The sequence below is a fragment of the Algoriphagus sp. UBA3586 genome, from assembly GCF_002376385.1.
Taxonomy (GTDB): domain Bacteria; phylum Bacteroidota; class Bacteroidia; order Cytophagales; family Cyclobacteriaceae; genus Algoriphagus; species Algoriphagus ornithinivorans.
Genome location: NZ_DFMT01000013.1, coordinates 112,401 through 131,409 on the forward strand (window position 1 = coordinate 112,401; position 19,009 = coordinate 131,409).

A 19,009-nucleotide genomic window follows, 5' to 3' on the forward strand; every position below is an offset into this window, starting at 1 on the left:
TGTTTTTCAAAGACCACATGGAATCTCGCATATTTTCCCCGAACATCGGGGCATCCCAGTGTATGCAGACTCCGATATGCTCGATTTCATCTGAGGAAATTAGGATTCATTATATTCGCAAATTAAAAGAAATCGATGGCAGGTATCTATATCCATATTCCTTTTTGCAAACAGGCTTGCCATTATTGTGACTTCCACTTCAGCACAAATACTAGCTACTTGGAGCAGATGATTCAGATGATCGGGAAGGAAGCTGCACTCAGAAAGGAGTATCTCAAAGGACATACGATAGAAACCATTTACTTTGGCGGAGGCACTCCCTCCATCTTAGAACCCAAGTGGATTGATTTTTTATTGGAAAATCTCAAAAGGATTTTTCAACTCAATTTGAAAGAAATTACACTTGAGGCTAACCCGGACGATCTGACAACTGAAAAATTGCAAGCCTGGAAATCAGTGGGTATTGATCGATTGAGTTTGGGAATTCAAAGTTTTGACGATGAAATTTTAAGATTTTATAATCGAGCCCACAATTCAAAAGAATCCATAGAAGCTATTGCAAAGGCCCGCAAAATAGGCTTTGAGAAATTTAGTATGGATTTGATTTATGGCTTTCCTAGTCAAGACCATCAGCTTTGGGAAAAAGATCTAAGTACCGCATTGGAGCAGGATCCAGGGCATTTATCCTGCTACGCATTGAGTGTGGAACCAAGAACTGCTCTGGGAAAATGGGAAAAAACCGGAAAATTTGAACCTGCTTCTGAAGATTTTGTGGCAGAACAATTTGAAATTCTCCAAGCATTCACCGAAACAAAAGGCTATAGGCAATACGAAATCTCCAATTTTGCCTCTTCTGGTAATGAAGCGATTCATAACAGCAACTATTGGAAAGGACTGTCATACTTGGGTTTAGGCCCAGGAGCACACTCATTTGACGGTGAGAAAAGGGGAGCAAACGTCAGGAACAACATCCAATTCATCCGGGCAATTGAAGCCAACCAAATCCCTTTTGAAATTGAGGAAATGGATGAACTTGACCGCTTAAACGAATACATTTTAACCAGTCTCCGAACAAGTTGGGGATTGGATATTTCATTTGTAAGTCAAACATTTGAAAAAGATCTGATTCAGGAGAAAAGGAGTGAAATCTCCAAATTTCAAGAGCAGGGCTGGCTTGTTTGGAAAGATAATACCCTATCTTTGAGCAAAAGCGGAATGCTTTTGGCTGATAGTATAGCAGCAGCCTTGTTTTTCTAAATTAACCTATGAATTATAATCCCAATAGCCGAAAAAAAGAAGCCGCTCCTCTAGAGGATGCTTTCAAAGATTTGCTGAAGGTCTATCGATTGGAGGGGAAATTTCAGGAAAAATCTTTGATCCACGATTGGGGAGAGTTGGTAGGTAAAACTATCGCCTCTCGAACCGAATCAGTCTTTATCCGGGATAAAAAGCTGTTTGTAAAACTTTCATCCGGCCCAATCAAGCGGGAAGTGCAGATGAATAAAAGTAAAATTCTAAACCTGATTGATGAGAGGTTTGGTGCAGGGATGATTGAAGAGCTTATTTGCCTTTGATATAATCCTTAGATGGTTATTAGAATTTTTTAACATCTTACATAAGAAAGCAATCGAGAGATTACTGTCTTTTTTCCATTCCCATTAACTAATATTGGGGATGCATACATGATCAAACTACCTAGCATACATATCGGAAAGCTTAGCTTTTTGCTCGCCATACTAGTATGGCTGGCTTTGCTTTTTGTAGACCTTACCAGATTATTTGGGGCGATCAACGATTTAAATTCCGGAATAGCCCCTGAATTCACATGGATACTGGAAATCTTATTTTTTATCACAGTGTATGGATTCTACAATTACGCAATCAATAAGGATGCAAGAAACGATTTCCTAAATTTGATATGGAGAGCGGCTTCCACAGGCATGTTTGCCTCGGCGATTTTCCTCTTAGTCCAGCTTTTTTATATCCTGTTGGGAGAAAGCAGATTGGCCGATGAGCCATTTCTTCGAAATTTCTTTTACCATGTGCACTTTGCCTTAGTCACTATATTTTTGATATCCAGTGCGATTCTTTGGAAGAATCTGATCCTCTATCAAAAATCCAAACAAGTAGTCAAGCAATGGCAGACTTATGAGTTCGCATTATTGCTAGCCATGTTTTTCATTTTCTTCAATAAAAACACCTTTGATTATAGCTTTATATTTGGCTTAGTCATTTTGACTGGCTTGGGGATAGTTCTTTCAGGAAATTTGAAATGGATCCCATATCTTACCTTTAAGGAGAAATGGAAGTCCCTACTTTTCCTGTTTTTCATACTTTTGAGTGGGGGTTATTTATTTTATCAAACCAGCCAGTTTAGCAATGCCCAGCAAACCTACCCTATCAATCTGCTGGATAACTTATTCCTGATTTCACTTTTTTTATTCATCCTCATTTATGCCTTATTCAGCTTCCTAGTTACCCTTTTCAATTTACCCACATCTTCAGTTTTTGAGCAGAAGTTGACAGAGGCGATCAATTTTCAGCGACTAAGTCAATCCATTCAGCCAGAAGAAAATGAAGAGCAGGTATTGGATATCCTGATTGACTCCTGCATGAGTGCTGCTTATGCAGATGCTGCCTGGATGGAAATGCATAGACTGGAAACAGGCACAGAGCTTATTCAGGAAAGGTGGATCAATGAAGAAACCAGAAATGAGCTTTCTGAGAAAATTTCGGGTATGAAGGCGGCCTCTCAATGGGAGACAGAAACAAAGCCTGATAATCTAAGTCCTCTTGCCTTGAGATTGGATCACCCTAAGTTCGAATCCATACTAATCATCCCTTTGGTGGTCAATAAGTCAGTAATCGGCAGATTGGTACTGTGCAAAGAAGTAAAGGATGGTTTCAACAAAGAGATGATCAATATCATCAGCACCTTTACCCGTCAGGCCAGCATCGCAGTAGAAAATCACCGATTGCTGAATCAGGCTATTCAGAATGAACGGTATCAGGAAGAGTTGAAAATTGCCCAGCGGGTACAAAAGTCCCTACTTCCTGTCAAATTGGATCATAATGAATCCTTTGAAATTTGCGCCTATTCCAATGCTGCCGATGAGGTTGGGGGTGACTATTACGATACATTTCAGCTGGACGAAAATCGATTTGTACTGATCATCGGGGACGTTTCCGGAAAGGGAACTTCGGCAGCCTTTCACATGTCCCAAATGAAAGGGATATTCCAAAGTCTGATTCAACTGGATCTAGGAGCTTCTGAATTTATGAATCGTGCCAATAGTGCCTTGAGTAGATGCCTGGAAAGAAATCATTTTATTACTGCTTCGATATTTATAATTGATACTTCCAATCATACTTTTTTACATGCCCGAGCAGGACATGTGCCTACTTTAATGTGGGAAAAATCCAAAAATAAAGCTGATTTCTTGGGGGTTGACGGATTGGGTTTAGGAATCTTAAGAAACATGCAGTATGAAAAACACGTTGAGGAAAAGGTATTCAGCTTTGAGTCAGGAGACATACTGCTGCTGTTTACAGATGGTATAGTAGAGGCAAAAAATCAAAAATCTCAACAATTTGGATTTGAAAGAGTCCGATCCTTAGTAGAAGTTTATCATCATTTATCACCGAGAGAGATTCAGACAAAATTAATCGACTCACTGCACGATTTCGTGGAAGGAGACGGAATGATTGACGACGATTATTCTCTCATGGTAGTTAAGTTCAATTAATCAAAAAACATGCTTTCGATTCACACTCATGAGGAACATACCCACCATATCCTTCGGATACAAGGGGAAATTGATGCCAGCAACTCAGTGCAACTGGATGAGTCTATCCGAAGTCTTGCTGATAATGGTGCCAAGTCGATTTTAGTTGACGGTTCTGATCTTGAATATATTTCATCAGCAGGATTGGGAGTATTTATGTCTTATTTAGAAGACTTTCAGGAGCAGGGAGTTAGTTTAAAAATTTTCGCACTGGACCCTAAAGTATTTGAGGTATTTAAAATATTGGGACTGGATCAATTGATTTCAATTTTCCCCACTAAAGAAGAAGCGATCCAGGAAGTATAACATGGTACAAAAGATTCAGATAGCATGCCGCACCACGGCACTTTCGGAATTAAGGGACTTTCTTAATCAGACCCTCATGGATTCCAGGATGTCAGACAGTGATATTTTACAAGTCACGCTGGCGGTGGAAGAAGTGTGCGCTAATCTCATCATACATTCTCACAGCTGTAATGAGGAAGACCATATTGTCCTTTCAGTAGAAAAAGATGCTGAGAAGCTTATTTTTGAAATTAAAGATGAGGGCGAAGCTTTTAATTTATTGGATTACGAAATGCCGGATTTGAAAAAAGTAATTTCCGAAAAGCGAAAAGGAGGTCTAGGCATCATTTTGGTACGTAAAATCATGGACGAAATAGAGTTTGAAAGTGACAGAGGAATTAATACCTGTAGGCTAATCAAACTTTTTCGATCCTAATTCTTGTTAAATCCTTAATTCAAAAGGCATTTCCCTTGAAATCCTGATAATTTTGTAACATTGCATCTTGAAAATTCAGCTTTCTGATTCATGACTAACCGAACCATTTCGGCAATTCTCTCGGCCTTTCTTTTCCTGTATATCAATCCGGGCTCAATTGCCCAGACAGCTTCACAGGAAGATCCTCTTTTGACAGTGGGTGGTAAGCCTGTGTCCAGAGATGAATTCGTCTATTTAATAGGGAAAGGCTCCAATTCCGATGCAAATACCCCTGGTTTAAGCAGGGAAGAATTTGAGGAAAATTTGGATCTCTTCATCAACTATAAATTGAAAGTAAGAGAAGCCGAAGCCCTAGGCTTGGATGAGACCACTGAGTTTAAAAGAGAATTCGCTTCCTTCAAAGAAAGCCTCAAATCCCCTTTTCTTATAAAAAACTCTCTGGAGGATGGTGAACTGAGAAAGGCCTATTCCAGGATGCAAGAAGTCATCAGAGCCAGCCACATTCTATTCCAGTTTCCACCCAATGCCAGTTCAGAAGATAGTTTGATCGTGTTGAAAATGGCTCTGAAGATCAAGCAGGAAATTCAAAATGGCGGAGATATAAATGCTTTGGCAGTAGAATACTCGGACGATCCTTCAGCAAAAATCAATAAGGGAGACCTTGGGTATTTTACCGCGTTACAGATGGTGCAGCAATTTGAAGATGCGGCTTTCACACTTCAGCCTGGGCAAGTTTCTGATCCTGTTCTTACAAGTTTCGGATACCATATTATTAAAGTTCAGGAAAGACAACCTAACCCTGGACAAGTTCAGGTATCTCACATTTTGGTTAGAGTAGATGAAACCAATCCTAACTCAGAAAATCAAGCCCGGAGAAAGATTTCCGATATCTATACTGAGATTCAAAAGCCTACCACGCTTTGGGAGGATATTGTGAAAAACTACTCAGAAGATCCAGCCACCAGTAAAAAAGGAGGGCTTTTGCCTTGGTTCTCTGTCGGAAATATGATTCCGGAATTTGAAATGGCTGCATTTTCACTTACTGAAATTGGAGAAGTATCTCCTCCAGTGAAAACCAGATACGGATATCACATTCTAAGATTAGAAAATAAAAAGCCAATAGACTCCTTTGAAGAAATGGAGGATATGATTCGATCAAGAATTTTGAGAGATTCCAGATCAACCATGATTCAATCTCAAGTTCTTGCAATCCAGAAAGCTAGATATGGATTCAAGGAAAATGAAGCCAATGTCGAAAAATTAAGAGCTACTTTGAATACCAAGAAAAAGAATGAATTCCGTCCTGAAATCACAGCTTTAGGAATGGGAGCCTCTAACCTATTTACTCTGAGAGGAAAGGCATATTCTACGGAAGATATGCTCACCTATATGGAAACCGATGAAGTCAATCCAAAAACTAAAGGAGGAACATTCGATATATGGTATGATAGGTTTGCAGGTGAACTATTAGCTCAAATAGAAGAAGAAGACTTAGAGGCTAATAATAAAGAATACGCCATGCTTCTCAAGGAGTATAGGGATGGAATCCTGCTTTTTACTTTGATGAATGAAGAGGTGTGGCAAAAAGGAATACAAGATTCTATTGGACAAAGAGCCTTTTACGAACAAAATATCAGGGATTATCAATGGGGAGAAAGAGTAAATGCTTTCATCGTCAAGGTATTAGATATAAATAAATTAGAACAGGCCAAATCCAGACTTCAGGGAAATGCTTATTCTGAAAGCTTGGTGAATGAATTTGAAGAGTTTTATAAAAGCAATGATCCACTGGCTTACCAAACTCAGTCAGGATTGATTGAAATTGCTGATAACCCTATTCTTTCCAAAGCAGACTTATCCAAGTCTTTCCAAGAAATAGAAGCTGATGGACACCTTCACCTAGTGGTGGTGGGAGCTAAAGTTCCTCCCGGACCTATGGCATTTGAAGAAACAAGAGGCCCGGTTATCAGAGATTATCAAGAATACTTAGACAAGCAACTTATTCAGTCGCTTCGCAAAAAATATCCCATCAAAGTGAACAAGAGCGTAAAAGAAGAGGCATTCATTGCGCTGAATCAATAAATTCAATTACACCGATTCAGGTCGGAATTATCATCCATGAATAAACTAAACCTACTTACATTAATCCTTTTCAGCTTATTCTTCACCCAGCAGGCAATTGCTCAGGAGAGTTCGGTTTCCGGGCAGGTACTGGACAAAATTGTCGCCAAAGTAGATAACAACATTTTGCTGGAATCAGATGTGCAAAAGACCTTTTTGGAAGCTGTGGCACAATCGCAGCAAGGCATGACACCTCCATCAAGATGTGATGTTTTCGAGACGCTTTTGATCAATAAGCTGATGGTTGCAAAAGCTGAAATAGATTCCGTAATCGTGACAGAAGCTGAGGTAATGCTTCAGGCAGACAACCGATTCAATATGGTATTGCAGCAAATCGGCGGAGATGAAAACACCCTACTTCAAGTCTATGGAAAAACTGCTGAGCAGCTAAAGAATGAAATCTATGATGTCATGAAGGAGCAGTTGACCGTTCAAAGAATGCGTGATAAAATCACGCAAGGACTGACTGTATCTCCCGCGGAAGTTCGGTCATTCTTCCAAAGCATACCGCAGGACTCCCTCCCATTCTTTTCTGCAGAAGTAACCGTAGGACAAATTGTAAAAAAGCCTGAGGTAAATCCTCAAGTAAAAGAAAATATTTACAACCAGCTTAAGCAATTCAAAGAGGATATATTGGCAGGAAGAGCAGACTTTGCTGACTTGGCCAGAAGGTATTCTGAAGATCCAGGCTCAGGTGCTCAAGGAGGGGACTTAGGTTTTTTCCGCAGAGGTGAATTGGCTCCAGAATATGAGGCTACTGCATTGAGCTTGAGACAAGGTGAAATCTCTGATCCCGTAGAAACCCAATTTGGATTTCATATGATCCAACTTCTTGAAAATAAAGGAGGGAGTTATAATACCAGACATATTCTACGAATTCCACAAGCTACGGAAGATGATATTAAAAAGACCGAGCGTTACTTGGATAGCTTGAAGACGGAAATTGAAGCAGGAAGATTGGAATTTGCGAAAGCAGCCAAGGACTATTCTGATGATAGAAATACCAGCGATAATGGCGGATTCTTTACTGATCCGGGAACAAGCTCTAACCGATTAACGCTTCGAACATTAGAGGATCCTGTATTGTATTTCACAATCGACAGTATGAAGGTGGGATCCATTTCCAAACCAATACGATTTGAAGATCCTAGAGAAGGAACCAAGGTTAGAATTCTTTATTATAAAGCCAAATATCCAGCTCATCGAGCTAACCTCAATGATGATTACGAGAAGATGAAAGCAGCGGCCTTGAGAAAGAAAGAAGATGAAATTCTAAGTACTTGGTTTGTAACTGCCAAAGAAGACGTCTTTATAGATATTGACCCCGCATATGATCGATGCAACGCATTGGTAGAAAAGAAATAAAAAAGGGAGCTGATGTTGAATCAGCTCCCTTTTTTGTAAATAACAGCACTTAATTCTTACCAAAAAGCGTTTTAAACGCCATTCCGATTTGCTTGAATCCTTCTTTAAAAAAGCCTTTAGATTCTTTGAGTTTGGGTTCTAGGTTCTTTTTTCTTTCCTCATACTCCTTCTCCAGCATTTCTTTTCCCTTTTTCAACTCAGCCTCCAAAGAAGTTTTGTTCGCTTTCAACTCGCTGATTTTCTTATCGATTTCTTCTTTGACTTCTGAACCTGCGTCTTTCCCTTTTTGGACCAGTTCCTCTATCTTGTGACCGATCTCCTGAAGGGTAGCTTCAATTTCCGAAATACCTTTATTGTTTGTTTTCATGTGTTTTTAATTTATGTTTCAAAGGCCACATGGAATCTCACACATATTACAATGACCCAATGTGTGTCGCTTGCGTCGTGCTCGATTTCATCTGTTATTTGGTTTAAATGTTCAGATGGAATACTCATGAAATTTTCTGGCCTTGTGCCTGAAATTTCAAGAGCATTTCATAGCTAAAAATCTGAATTTTATTGAGTTAATAATTTAACCAATTTATTTCAAAGAATGGAATAAAGGGATATTAAAGATCAGAATCCACCGATTCTCCGGCTTGGGTTTGCTTTTCATAAAGCTCAGCATAAACGCCTTTTTGCTCCATCAAAGACTGATGATTTCCACGTTCTATGATTTTACCATCATCCAAAACTATGATTTGGTCAGCCAGTTTGGCCGAAGAAACCCGATGAGAAATAATCACAGAAGTTCTGTTCTTCATGATTTTCTTCAGCGCATTGAGGATAACATTTTCTGTTTTGGTGTCCACTGCTGAAAGGCAATCATCCAAAATTAAAATCTTAGGCTCTTTGGCAATAGCTCTGGCGATGGAAACTCTTTGTTTTTGCCCACCTGAAAGTGTGATCCCTCTTTCACCCAGCATGGTTTCAAAACCTTTTGGAAAGTCCACAATATTCTTGTAGACATCGGCATCTTTTGCTGCCTGTTCTATTATTTCCTTTTCTGTATGATCCAATCCAAAAGCGATATTATTTCCTATTGTATCAGAGAACAAGAATACATCCTGAGGTACATAGCCAATATTTTTTCTCAGATGGGAAATATCAAAGGATTCAATGGGTTTGCCATCAATTAAAATCTGACCTTTAGCAGGATCATACATTCGCATCAATAAATTGGCAATAGTAGATTTGCCAGAACCGGTTGTACCAATAATTCCCAAGGTTTGTCCCGATTGAATTGAAAAAGAAACCTGATCCAAAGCCTTCACGCCCGAGTCAGGATAGACAAATGAAAGATCCTTCATTTCTATTGTTCCATGAATCTCATCTTTGGCATCTTCAGTACTGATGATATTATTTTGCTCATCCAAAAATTCATTGATTCGAGTCTGAGAAGCAGCAGCCCGCTGCACAATACTGGTTACCCAGCCCAAGGATGTCACTGGCCAAGTCAGCATGTTCACATAAAGAATAAACTCTGCAATCACGCCATATCCTATATCGCCGTTGATCACTTGGAGGCCTCCAATGTAAACAGTGATGATGGTAGAAATACCCACCAAGGCCATAATCAAGGGAAAGAACAAAGCATTCACACGTGTCAGCCTGATGGATTTTACCTTGTACTCTTCACTAGCATCCGAAAAGTCTCTGACACTATCATTTTCACGTACAAATGCCTTAAGCACTCTAATTCCCGAAAAAGCTTCTTGGGTAAATGTGCTTAGATTAGAAAGGCTTCTTTGGATCTTTTCCGAGCGCTCATTAATCAGGTTATTGACAAAATAAATACTTATGGAGAGTACCGGAAGGGGTAATAATGAATACAGTGTCAATTCAGGATTGACCATGATCATGTATGAAATTACCAATGGAAAAAGAATCAGAAGGTTTAATCCATACATGATGGCAGGTCCCAAATACATACGGACTCTACTGACATCCTCTGTGATTCTAGCCATCAGGTCTCCCGTGCTATTTTTTCTGTAGAAGGATAAAGACAGGTTTTGATACTTTTCAAAAATCTCATTTTTCATATCATACTCAATCCTTCTGGACATGATGATAATAGTTTGTCGGATGAGAAAAAGGAAAAAACCCCGCAAAAGGGCCATAACTAAAATTAATACACCAAAGACGAGGACAAATTTTAAAAAATTTTCAGAGGCAATATCACCTAATCCTCCTAGGTCTAAAGGCTTAAATATCACCGAGCTTTCCACCACATAATCTATGGCAAGTCTTACAAGTTGGGCAGGAATAATTACGAATATATTTGAGATTACAGTAAATAGTATTCCCAAAAGCAATAAGCCCTTGTATTTGTATAAATACTTATTGAGTCTCCAGAGTGGCTTCACCAAATAAAAACTTTAAAATCGAGGAATTGGATTAATTATTCTAGTTAGATTAATTCTTTGAAGGCTAATAAAAGTATTTAATTTTGTATCAGCCTTGGTATAGAAGGAACAACCCAAATATAACACATTCTAAAAAGCTAAGTTCACATGTTAGAGATTAAAGCTTCGCAAACCGTGAAAGAAGGATCCATCTTTGGACAAATCAGCAGCATGGATCACGAGCAGCTCGTGGTTTGTCATGACGAGGCCACTGGCCTTAAAGCCTTGATAGGCATTCATAATACTACCTTGGGTCCTGCACTCGGAGGTACCCGCATGTGGCCTTATGCTACAGAAGAAGAAGCGATTACTGATGTGTTGCGTCTTTCCCGAGGGATGACTTTCAAAAATGCACTTGCCGGATTAAATCTTGGAGGAGGAAAAGCAGTAATTATTGGTGATCCAAAACTCAAAAATGAAGCCTTCTTAAGAAGGTTTGGTCGTTTTGTTCAGAGTTTGGGCGGCAGGTATGTAACTGCGGAAGATGTCAACATGAAGACATCTGACATGGAGTACATAGCCATGGAAACCAAACATGTAACCGGACTTCCTGAGATCAAAGGCGGTGGTGGCGATCCATCTCCTGTGACTGCTTACGGAACCTACATGGGTATGAAAGCTGCTGCGAAAAAAGCATTCGGCTCAGATTCATTGTCAGGTAAAAAAATCTGTGTTCAGGGAGTAGGTCAAGTAGGTAAATATTTGATCGAATACTTGATCAAAGAAGGCGCTGAAGTATTGATTACCGATATTTTCGAAGATAAACTGAAGAAAGTAGCCCTTGATACAGGAGCTGTAGCAATTGATCCTAATCTGATTTATGACATGGATATGGACATCTACGCACCTTGCGCTTTGGGAGCTACTATCAATGATGATACAATTGATAGACTGAAATGTGCTGTCATTGCCGGTGGAGCCAACAATCAATTGAAAGACGAAGCCAAGCATGGTCAGATCCTTTTAGAAAAAGGAATTATCTACGCTCCAGATTTCCTAATCAATGCTGGTGGTGTGATCAATGTTGGCGCAGAGTATTTTGGCGGTTACAATAGAGAAATTGTCTACAAGCAGGCAGAAAAGATCTACGATACTTGTTTATACATCTTGAATAAGTCTGAAAAAGAAAATATTCCTGCTCAGCAGGCTGCTATCGAAGCTGCTAAAGAGCGTATCAATGCAATTGGAAGAGTTAAGCTCTCTTTCTAAATAAAAATTACTTGATGAAAACCACCGGAAGGACCTTTCGGTGGTTTTTTGTCTTCATATGGCAGGGTGAAGCCCGGTCAAAATGTCTATATTTACAGCTCGTTTCTCAAACTATGCTAAACAGAAGAATCCTCAGGGTCAAAGCTTTTCAAAATCTTTATGCCTATGAGCAGTGCAAAGGTTCCAATTTTAACCTTGCAAAAGATTACATCAAGGAGTCCTTTCTACCAGATTTGAATAGTATGGAAGTCCAGGACAAGGCTGCCCTCTCCAGAGATGCCCAGTCAGCTATCCAATTATTCGAACAAAGTGTAGACAGCAAAAGTCAGCTTCAAGCTTCTGACGGAAGTCCAAAAATCAAAAAGGTCGTATTGGAGGCAATCAATACTTTCCATTCTTCCAATAAAAAAGATCAGGATTTTCTGTTGAAAAACATGATCGCTTCCGCAGAAAGAATCCCCCAACTTTATCTTTTAGCAATCGAATTATTGCAGGCATTTTCCAAGCAAGCCGGTACAGAGATTGAAAAGAAAAAAAAGCTTCAGGCGGGGAACCCTGTAGCATTTGCCAATGAGCTGAATCTGACAAACAATAGGGTTCTGGCAAACCTTCGAGAATCTGATATCTATCGTGCAGCAGTAGCTAAAAACAATGCAAACCTGGATGATTTGGAATTGGAAATCAGAGAATGGTTTAGAGATTATATCAAACCTTCTGAGGAATACCAGGCATATATAAAGTTGAGTAATCCTTCCGTGGAAGAAGATTTGCATGCTGCAGATGAACTTTTGAAGAAGATTCTATTCAAAAACGACGTAATATTGAACTACTTTTCTGAAAAAGACCTTAATTGGACAGAGAACAAGTCAGTCGTTCGCAGCTTGGCATCAAAGGTTCTGAAAAATGCAGCAGGTCTTGGAGAAGATTCTGATGGGCAAATGCCTGAAATTGCAATGAACTGGGATGAGGATAAGGAGTTTTTTCAAAATATCTTTAACTTCACCATTGAAAATGACAGGGAAAATAAGGCGTTAATCAGTCAAAAAACCAAAAACTGGGATATTGATCGATTGGCATTTACAGATAAAGTCATCATATCTATGGCGATTACTGAAATGCAAAACTTCCCAAGCATCCCTGTCAAAGTCAGCATCAATGAGTACATTGATATCTCCAAGACATACAGTACTCCAAAGAGTAAGCAATTCGTCAACGGATTGTTGGATGTCATGGCGAAAGAATTAACCGAAAGCGGTAAAATTCGTAAAAGTGGACGAGGACTTTTGGACAATAAATAATACAACTATGAGCAAAAACAGTAATTCACTCATCGCATTTGTCATTGGAGCCGGTGTAGGTGCGGCATTGGGTGTACTTTTCGCACCGGATAGCGGTTCAAATACAAGAGACAAACTTTCTTTCAGACTTTCAAAATATAAAAAGGAACTGGAAGAATTGATCGACGAATTAGTAGAGGGAAAAGAACTTCACCTCAACGAAGCTAAAACAGAAGGAAAAAGAGTAATCACAGAAGCCAAAAACAAGGCAGAAAATCTTCTGAGTGACGTGAATAAATTAATTGACCAAATAAACAAAGACAAAAACTAATATGAAAGCTAAACTCTTGAGTGTAGCTGCATTAGCCCTAATGATTGCATTGGGCACTTCTTGCAGCCAGAAAAACGATCAGGACGCTAAAATTCAAGCATTGGAAGATAAAATCGCACAGCTTGAAGCTGGTAGTTCTTCCATCACCCCTGTAAACGCTCAAACTACCCAAACTGCTGACCCAAGCACTCTAGGCGCATTTGAGTTTGCAGAAATGGAGTACAACTTTGGTACTATCAAAGAGGGAGAAGTGATTGAGCATATCTTTAACTTCACCAACAATGGACAGGCTCCATTGGTGATTTCCAACATCACTGCTTCTTGCGGATGTACCAGCCCTGATTGGACTAAGACTCCAGTAAATCCAGGAGAAAAAGGTTTCGTGAAAGTAGTATTCAACTCTACTGCGAAGTCAGGTGCTCAGGCTCCAACTGTTACTATTCAAGCTAATACCAATCCAACTGTAACCCGTCTTCAAATGAAGGGTACTGTTACACCTGGTGCAGGTGCTGCAGGAGCTCCAGTAGGACCGGTAAAAAGATAATTGATGATAGCAACAGTTTTAGCGCAAGCTTCGGGCGGTGGCGCAGGCATTATGGGACAGGTTTTTCTGTTCGGATCGATCATTTTGATCATGTATTTCTTTATGATTCGACCTCAACAGAAGAAACAAAAAGAGACCAAGAAATTTATAGAAGAAATCAAAAAAGGAGAAGACGTAGTCACAATCGGAGGACTTCACGGTAAAGTGAGTTCGGTTGAAGGTGATGTGGTAATTCTTGAATTAGATAGAGGATTCAAAGTCAAAGTTGAAAAATCAGCTATCTCCATGGATTTCTCTAAGAAACCAACAAAATAAAACATTGAATTTTGCCGGATACTAAAAAATCCTCTAGCGGGATTTCACCGAAAAAACTCTCTAATCTAAAAGTGGTAGTTCTCTGCGTTGCAGCGGCTACCACTTTTTGGATTTTAAACGCCCTGAATAAGGACGACTATACGACTATTGTCGATTATCCCATAGAATTCTCTTTTAATCAAGAGAAGTTTATGGCAGTCAGGCCTTTGCCAAAAAGCGTGGAAATCGAAATTTCCGGCAACGGGTGGGATTTGTTAAGAAAGTACTTCAACTTCAACAACAATCCCTATGTCATAGAATTAAGTAATCCTACTTCCAGAAACTTCATCCTGACTGCCGATATCAAGCGGGGAATCTCCGAATTTATTTCCCCAACCCAGCTTGTCTCTTTAGTCAGAGATTCGCTTGAATATGAAATTGATAGAATTCAAACAGTCAAACTACAGCCTGAATTGGATTCTTTAAGCTACTCCCTAGCAAAAAATTATAGGCTGCTGGAAAAACCGATTTTCGAACCTTCTCAAGTGACAGTAGTTGGCCCTAGCTCTATTATCGACCTTTTCGAGGGCAAGTTCCCTGTTCAGCTTAAGGAAAATAGGCTCAACAAAGACCTCAAAAAAACTGTCAAATTAGAAGTAGGTGAAAATATTCAGCAATTCATCACCATCAAAGATGAAGTCATTCAGGTGAAATTGGATCTGGTTGCTTTTTTGGAAGGAAATAAAAGACTGAAGGTTAAAAAAATTAACTTTCCCAGAACTGTCAGCCTGGAAGAAGAAGATCCATTGATTATGATGTACTACTTGGTGGATGAGCGAAAAACCCAAGAGCTAAAGAAAATGGAGTTTGAAGCAATTTTGGACTACTCCAAAAGAAACCGACAGGACTCCACTATATCCGTACAAATCAACCCGCTTCCTTCCTTTTTAGATCAGGTTAGAGTGGAGCCTCCACAATTAAGATTGAAGTATGAGCCCTAAGCCAAAGCTTGTCGGAATAACGGGAGGAATAGGTTCTGGAAAATCCACCGTGGCTAAAATTTTTGAGATATTGGGAATCCCTGTTTACTATGCAGATGATAAAGCCAAATCCCTGATGAACCATGATTCGGAATTAAAAGAGCAAATCATCCAAGAATTCGGAGAAGAAAGCTATAATTCAGAAGGGGACTTAAATAGAAAGTATTTAGCATCCACCGTTTTCTCTGATCCTGAAAAAGTAAAAAAGATCAATAGCTTGGTTCATCCAGCTGTAGGAAGGGATTTTGAAACCTGGGCTAGTATTCAAAGTACTTCTTATGTGCTTAAAGAGGCAGCATTAATTTTTGAAACTGGCGGTGAAAAGAAACTCGATGCCGTCATCAATGTAAGTTCACCCCTCAAAATACGAGTAAACCGGGTGCTTATGAGAGACCCTCATCGATCCTTAGAGCAAATCAATCAGATTATTGATCAGCAAATCCCAGATGAAGACAAAAATGAAAGAGCTGATTTTGTCATCAAAAATACAGAGAATAAGATGCTGATTCCCCAAGTCTTAGAAATTCATCAAAAGCTCCAATCATAAAGGTTTTTCCCACCAGCTTTTGTGAACGATTTTCCAATTGCCCTCCACCAAGATAAGGGTTAGAAAATCATAATAATAAATTCCCGGCCAGAACAACTCTGTTTCAACTGAGGCAGTATTTCCCTGAACTCTGATGGAAATAATCTCATTTTTATAGTCAGAAGGATTTCTTTTGTCTCCTTTGGAAGTACCTTCTGCCCATGTAGCGAAGTCCGTTATGGTCAGATTTTCCCCTCTGTACCCAATCAACCTAGCTTCGGGAAGAAATGCTTTTTCAAGCTTTTCTTTATCCCGCTCAATCATCCCGTCAAAATACAAATGTACAGTTTTAGTGATTAAATCTCTGTCTGATTGTTCTTGGGCAAATGAAAGCTCACATAAGCTCAAAAGAAAAAAGAGTAGTATAAGTTTCTTCATGTCTTTAGAGTAAGATTCAACTTTTCAATAAACGCTTAATCGGGAGGAAAATGTTTTATGGCTCAAACTTTCGAACAAGATTTAATAATTCATATCATTAAAAAAAGGAACCCTATTAGAGTTCCTTTTTTAATTAACAATAGACCCTTAATTATCGATCAATTGAGCTCAATACCTTTTTCATAAAGGCGTTTCCAGCGTCTTTTTCAGACATACCAGAAGCTACCATTTCATGAACCTCCAGCGCACCACAGAGATTGGAAATAAGCTCTCCAATCACATCTACCTCATTTTCTTTTAGAGAAGGAGCCTCAGAAACATTTTCTAAAACTTCCAGAGCCGTTTCAATCTGCTCAGGAGTACAAGTTCTCTGAATGGTTTTAATTACTGGCAATTTCATTGATTAAGGCTTTTAATTGATCTTCCTTATTTGTTTGAATCTGCTTGACCAACTGACCTCCTTTGAATGAGGCGAAAGTCGGCAAGTTATTGACTTGTGCCAGCTTTCTAGATTGAGGAAACTTCTCAGCGTCAACTACCACAAATACTTTATCTGCATTTTCTCCTGCAAGTCTTCTGAATTTAGGCTTCATAATTCGGCAATTTCCACACCAGCCAGCAGAATACTGCACGATTACCTCCTCGTTTGATGCTACAAGCTCTTGTAGAGTATCTTCAGTTAGTTCTATCATGGTTTTGATTAATTATTGGATAAATAATTAGCTACACCTTCATTAGTAGCCTGCATCGCTTCTTTTCCTTCCTCCCAGTTGGCAGGACATACTTCACCAAATTTTTCCACATGAAGCAAAGCATCCAAAAGTCTCAAGTACTCATCGATGTTTCTTCCAAGAGGAAGGTCATTGATTGATTCATGACGTACCGTTCCTTCTTTATCAATCAAGAAAGTTCCTCTGTATGCTACAGGGGTTCCTTCAAAAGACCAGAAGTTGGTTTCAGCATCGAAAGAATATTTTCCCGCCAAAACCCCATAATTTAAAGCAATGGTTTTAGCAGCGTCTGCCAAGATAGGGTAAGTCACTCCTTCAATTCCTCCTTCAGCCTTTGGTGTCATCATCCAAGCCAAGTGAGTCTCCTCTGTATCGGTAGAACATCCAATTACTACAGTATCTCTCTTTTCGAACTCGGCTAATTTTTCTTGAAAAGCATGTAGCTCAGTTGGACATACAAAAGTGAAGTCTTTTGGATAGAAGAAAAGAACAACATTCTTTTTACCCAGATACTGCTCTAAGCTGAAGTTTTCAATGATTTCTTCTCCGTTAATTACCGCTCCTACAGAAAATAATGGAGCTTTTTTTCCTACTAATGCCATGTATTTTTATTTTAATGATGGACACGAAATTAAAAAGCATCAAACAGAATAAAAAGAATAAACTATCGAATTAAGTTTTTTGAAATGATATTAACAAAATTATATTTTATTATTAATTTTTATTTAAAATATTATATCATAAAACGAAATACAATAGAATTCTCTAGAGATCGCAATCCTTTGCGGACAAAACTTATTCAGATCAATAGAATTATTCTATTACCAATCGTCAAAAACAATAAAAAAGGCTGCTCAATTATGGAGCAGCCTTAATTTCAAATATTTATAAATTTTTACACTAAATCATTTCAAAACCCAAGTACGAATGAAGAACTTTTGGCATTTTAATTCCTTCTTCAGTCTGGTTGTTTTCCAAGATAGCGGCAACAATTCTCGGTAAGGCAAGCGCCGAGCCGTTGAGAGAATGAGCCAATTGAGTTTTCTTATCCTCACCTTTGAAGCGAAGTTTTAATCGATTGGTTTGGTAAGTTTCAAAATTTGAAACAGAACTCACCTCCAGCCATCTTTCTTGAGCAGCAGAATAAACTTCCATATCATAAGTCAAAGCAGAAGTAAAGCCCATATCTCCCCCACACAATCTTAAGACCCTGTAAGGAAGTTCAAGTTTTTGAAGCAAACCTTGAACATAGCTGCTCATATCCTCCAAAGCTTCATAGGACTTATCCGGATGAGTTATTTGAACGATCTCTACCTTATCAAATTGATGCAGACGGTTCAATCCTCTCACATGCGCTCCCCAGCTACCTGCTTCCCTTCGGAAACAAGGGGTATAGCCAACATTCTTAATCGGTAATTGATCCTCAGCTACGATGACATCTCTATATAAATTCGTAATTGGAACTTCGGCAGTAGGAATCAAATACAAATTATCTGCAGTTGCATGATACATCTGCCCTTCCTTATCCGGAAGCTGGCCCGTACCATATCCTGAATCTTCATTCACTAATATTGGCGGCTGAACTTCCATAAAGCCAGCTTTCAAGGCCTCATCCAAAAAGAAGTTGATCAAAGCTCTCTGTAGTCGAGCACCTTTCCCCTTGTAAACAGGAAAACCCGCGCCGGTAATTTTTACTCCTAGATCGAAGTCAATGATATCGTACTTCTTGATCAGCTCCCAATGTGGTTGCTTTCCATCATATAGATTGGGGATATCACCATGCTCTAAGACCACTTCATTATCTTCAGCTGATTTCCCTGAAGGAACGGAAGTATGAGGGATATTCGGAATAGTATATAAAAGTGCTTTTAAATCCTCCTCAGCTCTTGAATTTTCATCATCCAACTCTTTAATCTGAGCTTTTATCTCAGCTGTACGGGCTTTTGCCTTTTCCGCCTCATCCCTTTTTCCTTCCTTCATCAGCATGCCAATTTGTTTGGAAATAGCATTCGATTCAGCCTGAATCTGGTCTCTCAGAGTTTGGGAGGACTTTCGCTGATCATCCAGCTGAATCACCTGATTCAACAATGATTCAGCATTTGGGAAATTTCTTTTATTAAGACCTGCTAAAACGGCCTCGAAATTATCTCGAATATGATTTACTAATAGCATGGAAAAGGTAT

The 19,009-nt window shown here is 39.2% G+C and carries 21 protein-coding genes; 14 read left to right on the forward strand and 7 right to left on the reverse strand.

Annotation, left to right across the window (positions count from 1 at the left end; translation table 11 throughout):
* The first annotated feature begins 135 nt into the window (after positions 1-135).
* The 7 genes from hemW (at position 136) to B2906_RS03755 (ending at position 7,992) form a co-directional block, all read left to right on the forward strand.
* Complete coding sequence (gene hemW, locus B2906_RS03725) at positions 136-1,257, forward strand: radical SAM family heme chaperone HemW (RefSeq protein WP_219957124.1); 1,122 nt, start codon at positions 136-138, stop codon at positions 1,255-1,257.
* A gap of 8 nt (positions 1,258-1,265) precedes the next feature.
* Positions 1,266-1,574, forward strand: a complete 309-nt coding sequence (locus B2906_RS03730; RefSeq protein ID WP_091652233.1) for a DUF721 domain-containing protein — start codon at positions 1,266-1,268, stop codon at positions 1,572-1,574.
* A gap of 108 nt (positions 1,575-1,682) precedes the next feature.
* Positions 1,683-3,746, forward strand: coding sequence for a GAF domain-containing SpoIIE family protein phosphatase (locus tag B2906_RS03735; protein ID WP_219957125.1), 2,064 nt, complete (start codon positions 1,683-1,685; stop codon positions 3,744-3,746).
* 9 nt (positions 3,747-3,755) lie between these two features.
* On the forward strand, positions 3,756-4,091 hold the full coding sequence (locus tag B2906_RS03740) for an STAS domain-containing protein (protein WP_091652227.1): 336 nt from the start codon (positions 3,756-3,758) through the stop codon (positions 4,089-4,091).
* A gap of 1 nt (position 4,092) precedes the next feature.
* On the forward strand, positions 4,093-4,506 hold the full coding sequence (locus B2906_RS03745; RefSeq protein WP_219957126.1) for an ATP-binding protein: 414 nt from the start codon (positions 4,093-4,095) through the stop codon (positions 4,504-4,506).
* Between the two features lie 90 nt (positions 4,507-4,596).
* Complete coding sequence (locus B2906_RS03750; protein ID WP_219957127.1) at positions 4,597-6,588, forward strand: peptidylprolyl isomerase; 1,992 nt, start codon at positions 4,597-4,599, stop codon at positions 6,586-6,588.
* A gap of 36 nt (positions 6,589-6,624) precedes the next feature.
* Positions 6,625-7,992, forward strand: coding sequence for a peptidylprolyl isomerase (locus tag B2906_RS03755; RefSeq protein WP_219957128.1), 1,368 nt, complete (start codon positions 6,625-6,627; stop codon positions 7,990-7,992).
* Between the two features lie 49 nt (positions 7,993-8,041).
* On the opposite strand, the gene B2906_RS03760 is transcribed toward B2906_RS03755, so the two are convergent.
* Positions 8,042-8,359, reverse strand: coding sequence for a hypothetical protein (locus tag B2906_RS03760; RefSeq protein WP_219957129.1), 318 nt, complete (start codon positions 8,357-8,359; stop codon positions 8,042-8,044).
* Between the two features lie 241 nt (positions 8,360-8,600).
* The gene (locus B2906_RS03765) at positions 8,601-10,397 is read right to left on the reverse strand and encodes an ABC transporter ATP-binding protein (RefSeq protein WP_286935635.1); all 1,797 of its coding nucleotides are present in this window, start codon (positions 10,395-10,397) and stop codon (positions 8,601-8,603) included.
* 147 nt (positions 10,398-10,544) lie between these two features.
* On the opposite strand from B2906_RS03765, the gene B2906_RS03770 reads away from it, so the two are divergent.
* From B2906_RS03770 to coaE, 7 genes are all read left to right on the forward strand, one after another.
* Positions 10,545-11,645: a Glu/Leu/Phe/Val dehydrogenase dimerization domain-containing protein gene (locus B2906_RS03770; RefSeq protein WP_091652209.1), complete on the forward strand. Its 1,101-nt coding sequence runs from the start codon at positions 10,545-10,547 to the stop codon at positions 11,643-11,645.
* 113 nt (positions 11,646-11,758) lie between these two features.
* Positions 11,759-12,943: a transcription antitermination factor NusB gene (nusB, locus tag B2906_RS03775; RefSeq protein ID WP_091652206.1), complete on the forward strand. Its 1,185-nt coding sequence runs from the start codon at positions 11,759-11,761 to the stop codon at positions 12,941-12,943.
* Between the two features lie 7 nt (positions 12,944-12,950).
* Positions 12,951-13,253: a YtxH domain-containing protein gene (locus B2906_RS03780; protein ID WP_091652203.1), complete on the forward strand. Its 303-nt coding sequence runs from the start codon at positions 12,951-12,953 to the stop codon at positions 13,251-13,253.
* A gap of 1 nt (position 13,254) precedes the next feature.
* On the forward strand, positions 13,255-13,797 hold the full coding sequence (locus tag B2906_RS03785) for a DUF1573 domain-containing protein (protein ID WP_091652200.1): 543 nt from the start codon (positions 13,255-13,257) through the stop codon (positions 13,795-13,797).
* Positions 13,798-13,800: 3 nt separating this feature from the next.
* Complete coding sequence (gene yajC / locus B2906_RS03790) at positions 13,801-14,112, forward strand: preprotein translocase subunit YajC (RefSeq protein WP_091652198.1); 312 nt, start codon at positions 13,801-13,803, stop codon at positions 14,110-14,112.
* A gap of 71 nt (positions 14,113-14,183) precedes the next feature.
* Entirely contained in the window at positions 14,184-15,092 is a 909-nt protein-coding gene (locus tag B2906_RS03795; protein WP_286935637.1) for a YbbR-like domain-containing protein, read from the forward strand.
* A complete protein-coding gene (gene coaE, locus B2906_RS03800; protein WP_219957132.1) occupies positions 15,082-15,678 on the forward strand; it encodes a dephospho-CoA kinase in 597 nt (198 codons plus the stop codon). Before B2906_RS03795 ends, coaE begins: the two co-directional genes overlap by 11 nt.
* Here the strand turns inward: coaE and B2906_RS03805 are convergent.
* The 5 genes from B2906_RS03805 to serS form a co-directional block, all read right to left on the reverse strand.
* Positions 15,673-16,095 carry a nuclear transport factor 2 family protein gene (locus tag B2906_RS03805; protein WP_219957133.1) on the reverse strand — a complete coding sequence of 141 codons (423 nt, stop codon included), beginning with the start codon at positions 16,093-16,095 and terminating at the stop codon, positions 15,673-15,675. The genes coaE and B2906_RS03805 overlap by 6 nt on opposite strands.
* 151 nt (positions 16,096-16,246) lie before the next feature.
* On the reverse strand, positions 16,247-16,495 hold the full coding sequence (locus B2906_RS03810) for a DUF6952 family protein (RefSeq protein ID WP_219957134.1): 249 nt from the start codon (positions 16,493-16,495) through the stop codon (positions 16,247-16,249).
* Positions 16,476-16,787: a thioredoxin family protein gene (locus B2906_RS03815; protein ID WP_091652184.1), complete on the reverse strand. Its 312-nt coding sequence runs from the start codon at positions 16,785-16,787 to the stop codon at positions 16,476-16,478. Before B2906_RS03815 ends, B2906_RS03810 begins: the two co-directional genes overlap by 20 nt.
* 8 nt (positions 16,788-16,795) lie before the next feature.
* The gene (locus B2906_RS03820; protein ID WP_219957135.1) at positions 16,796-17,428 is read right to left on the reverse strand and encodes a peroxiredoxin; all 633 of its coding nucleotides are present in this window, start codon (positions 17,426-17,428) and stop codon (positions 16,796-16,798) included.
* A gap of 298 nt (positions 17,429-17,726) precedes the next feature.
* The gene (gene serS / locus B2906_RS03825) at positions 17,727-18,998 is read right to left on the reverse strand and encodes a serine--tRNA ligase (protein ID WP_219957136.1); all 1,272 of its coding nucleotides are present in this window, start codon (positions 18,996-18,998) and stop codon (positions 17,727-17,729) included.
* Positions 18,999-19,009: the final 11 nt, after the last annotated feature.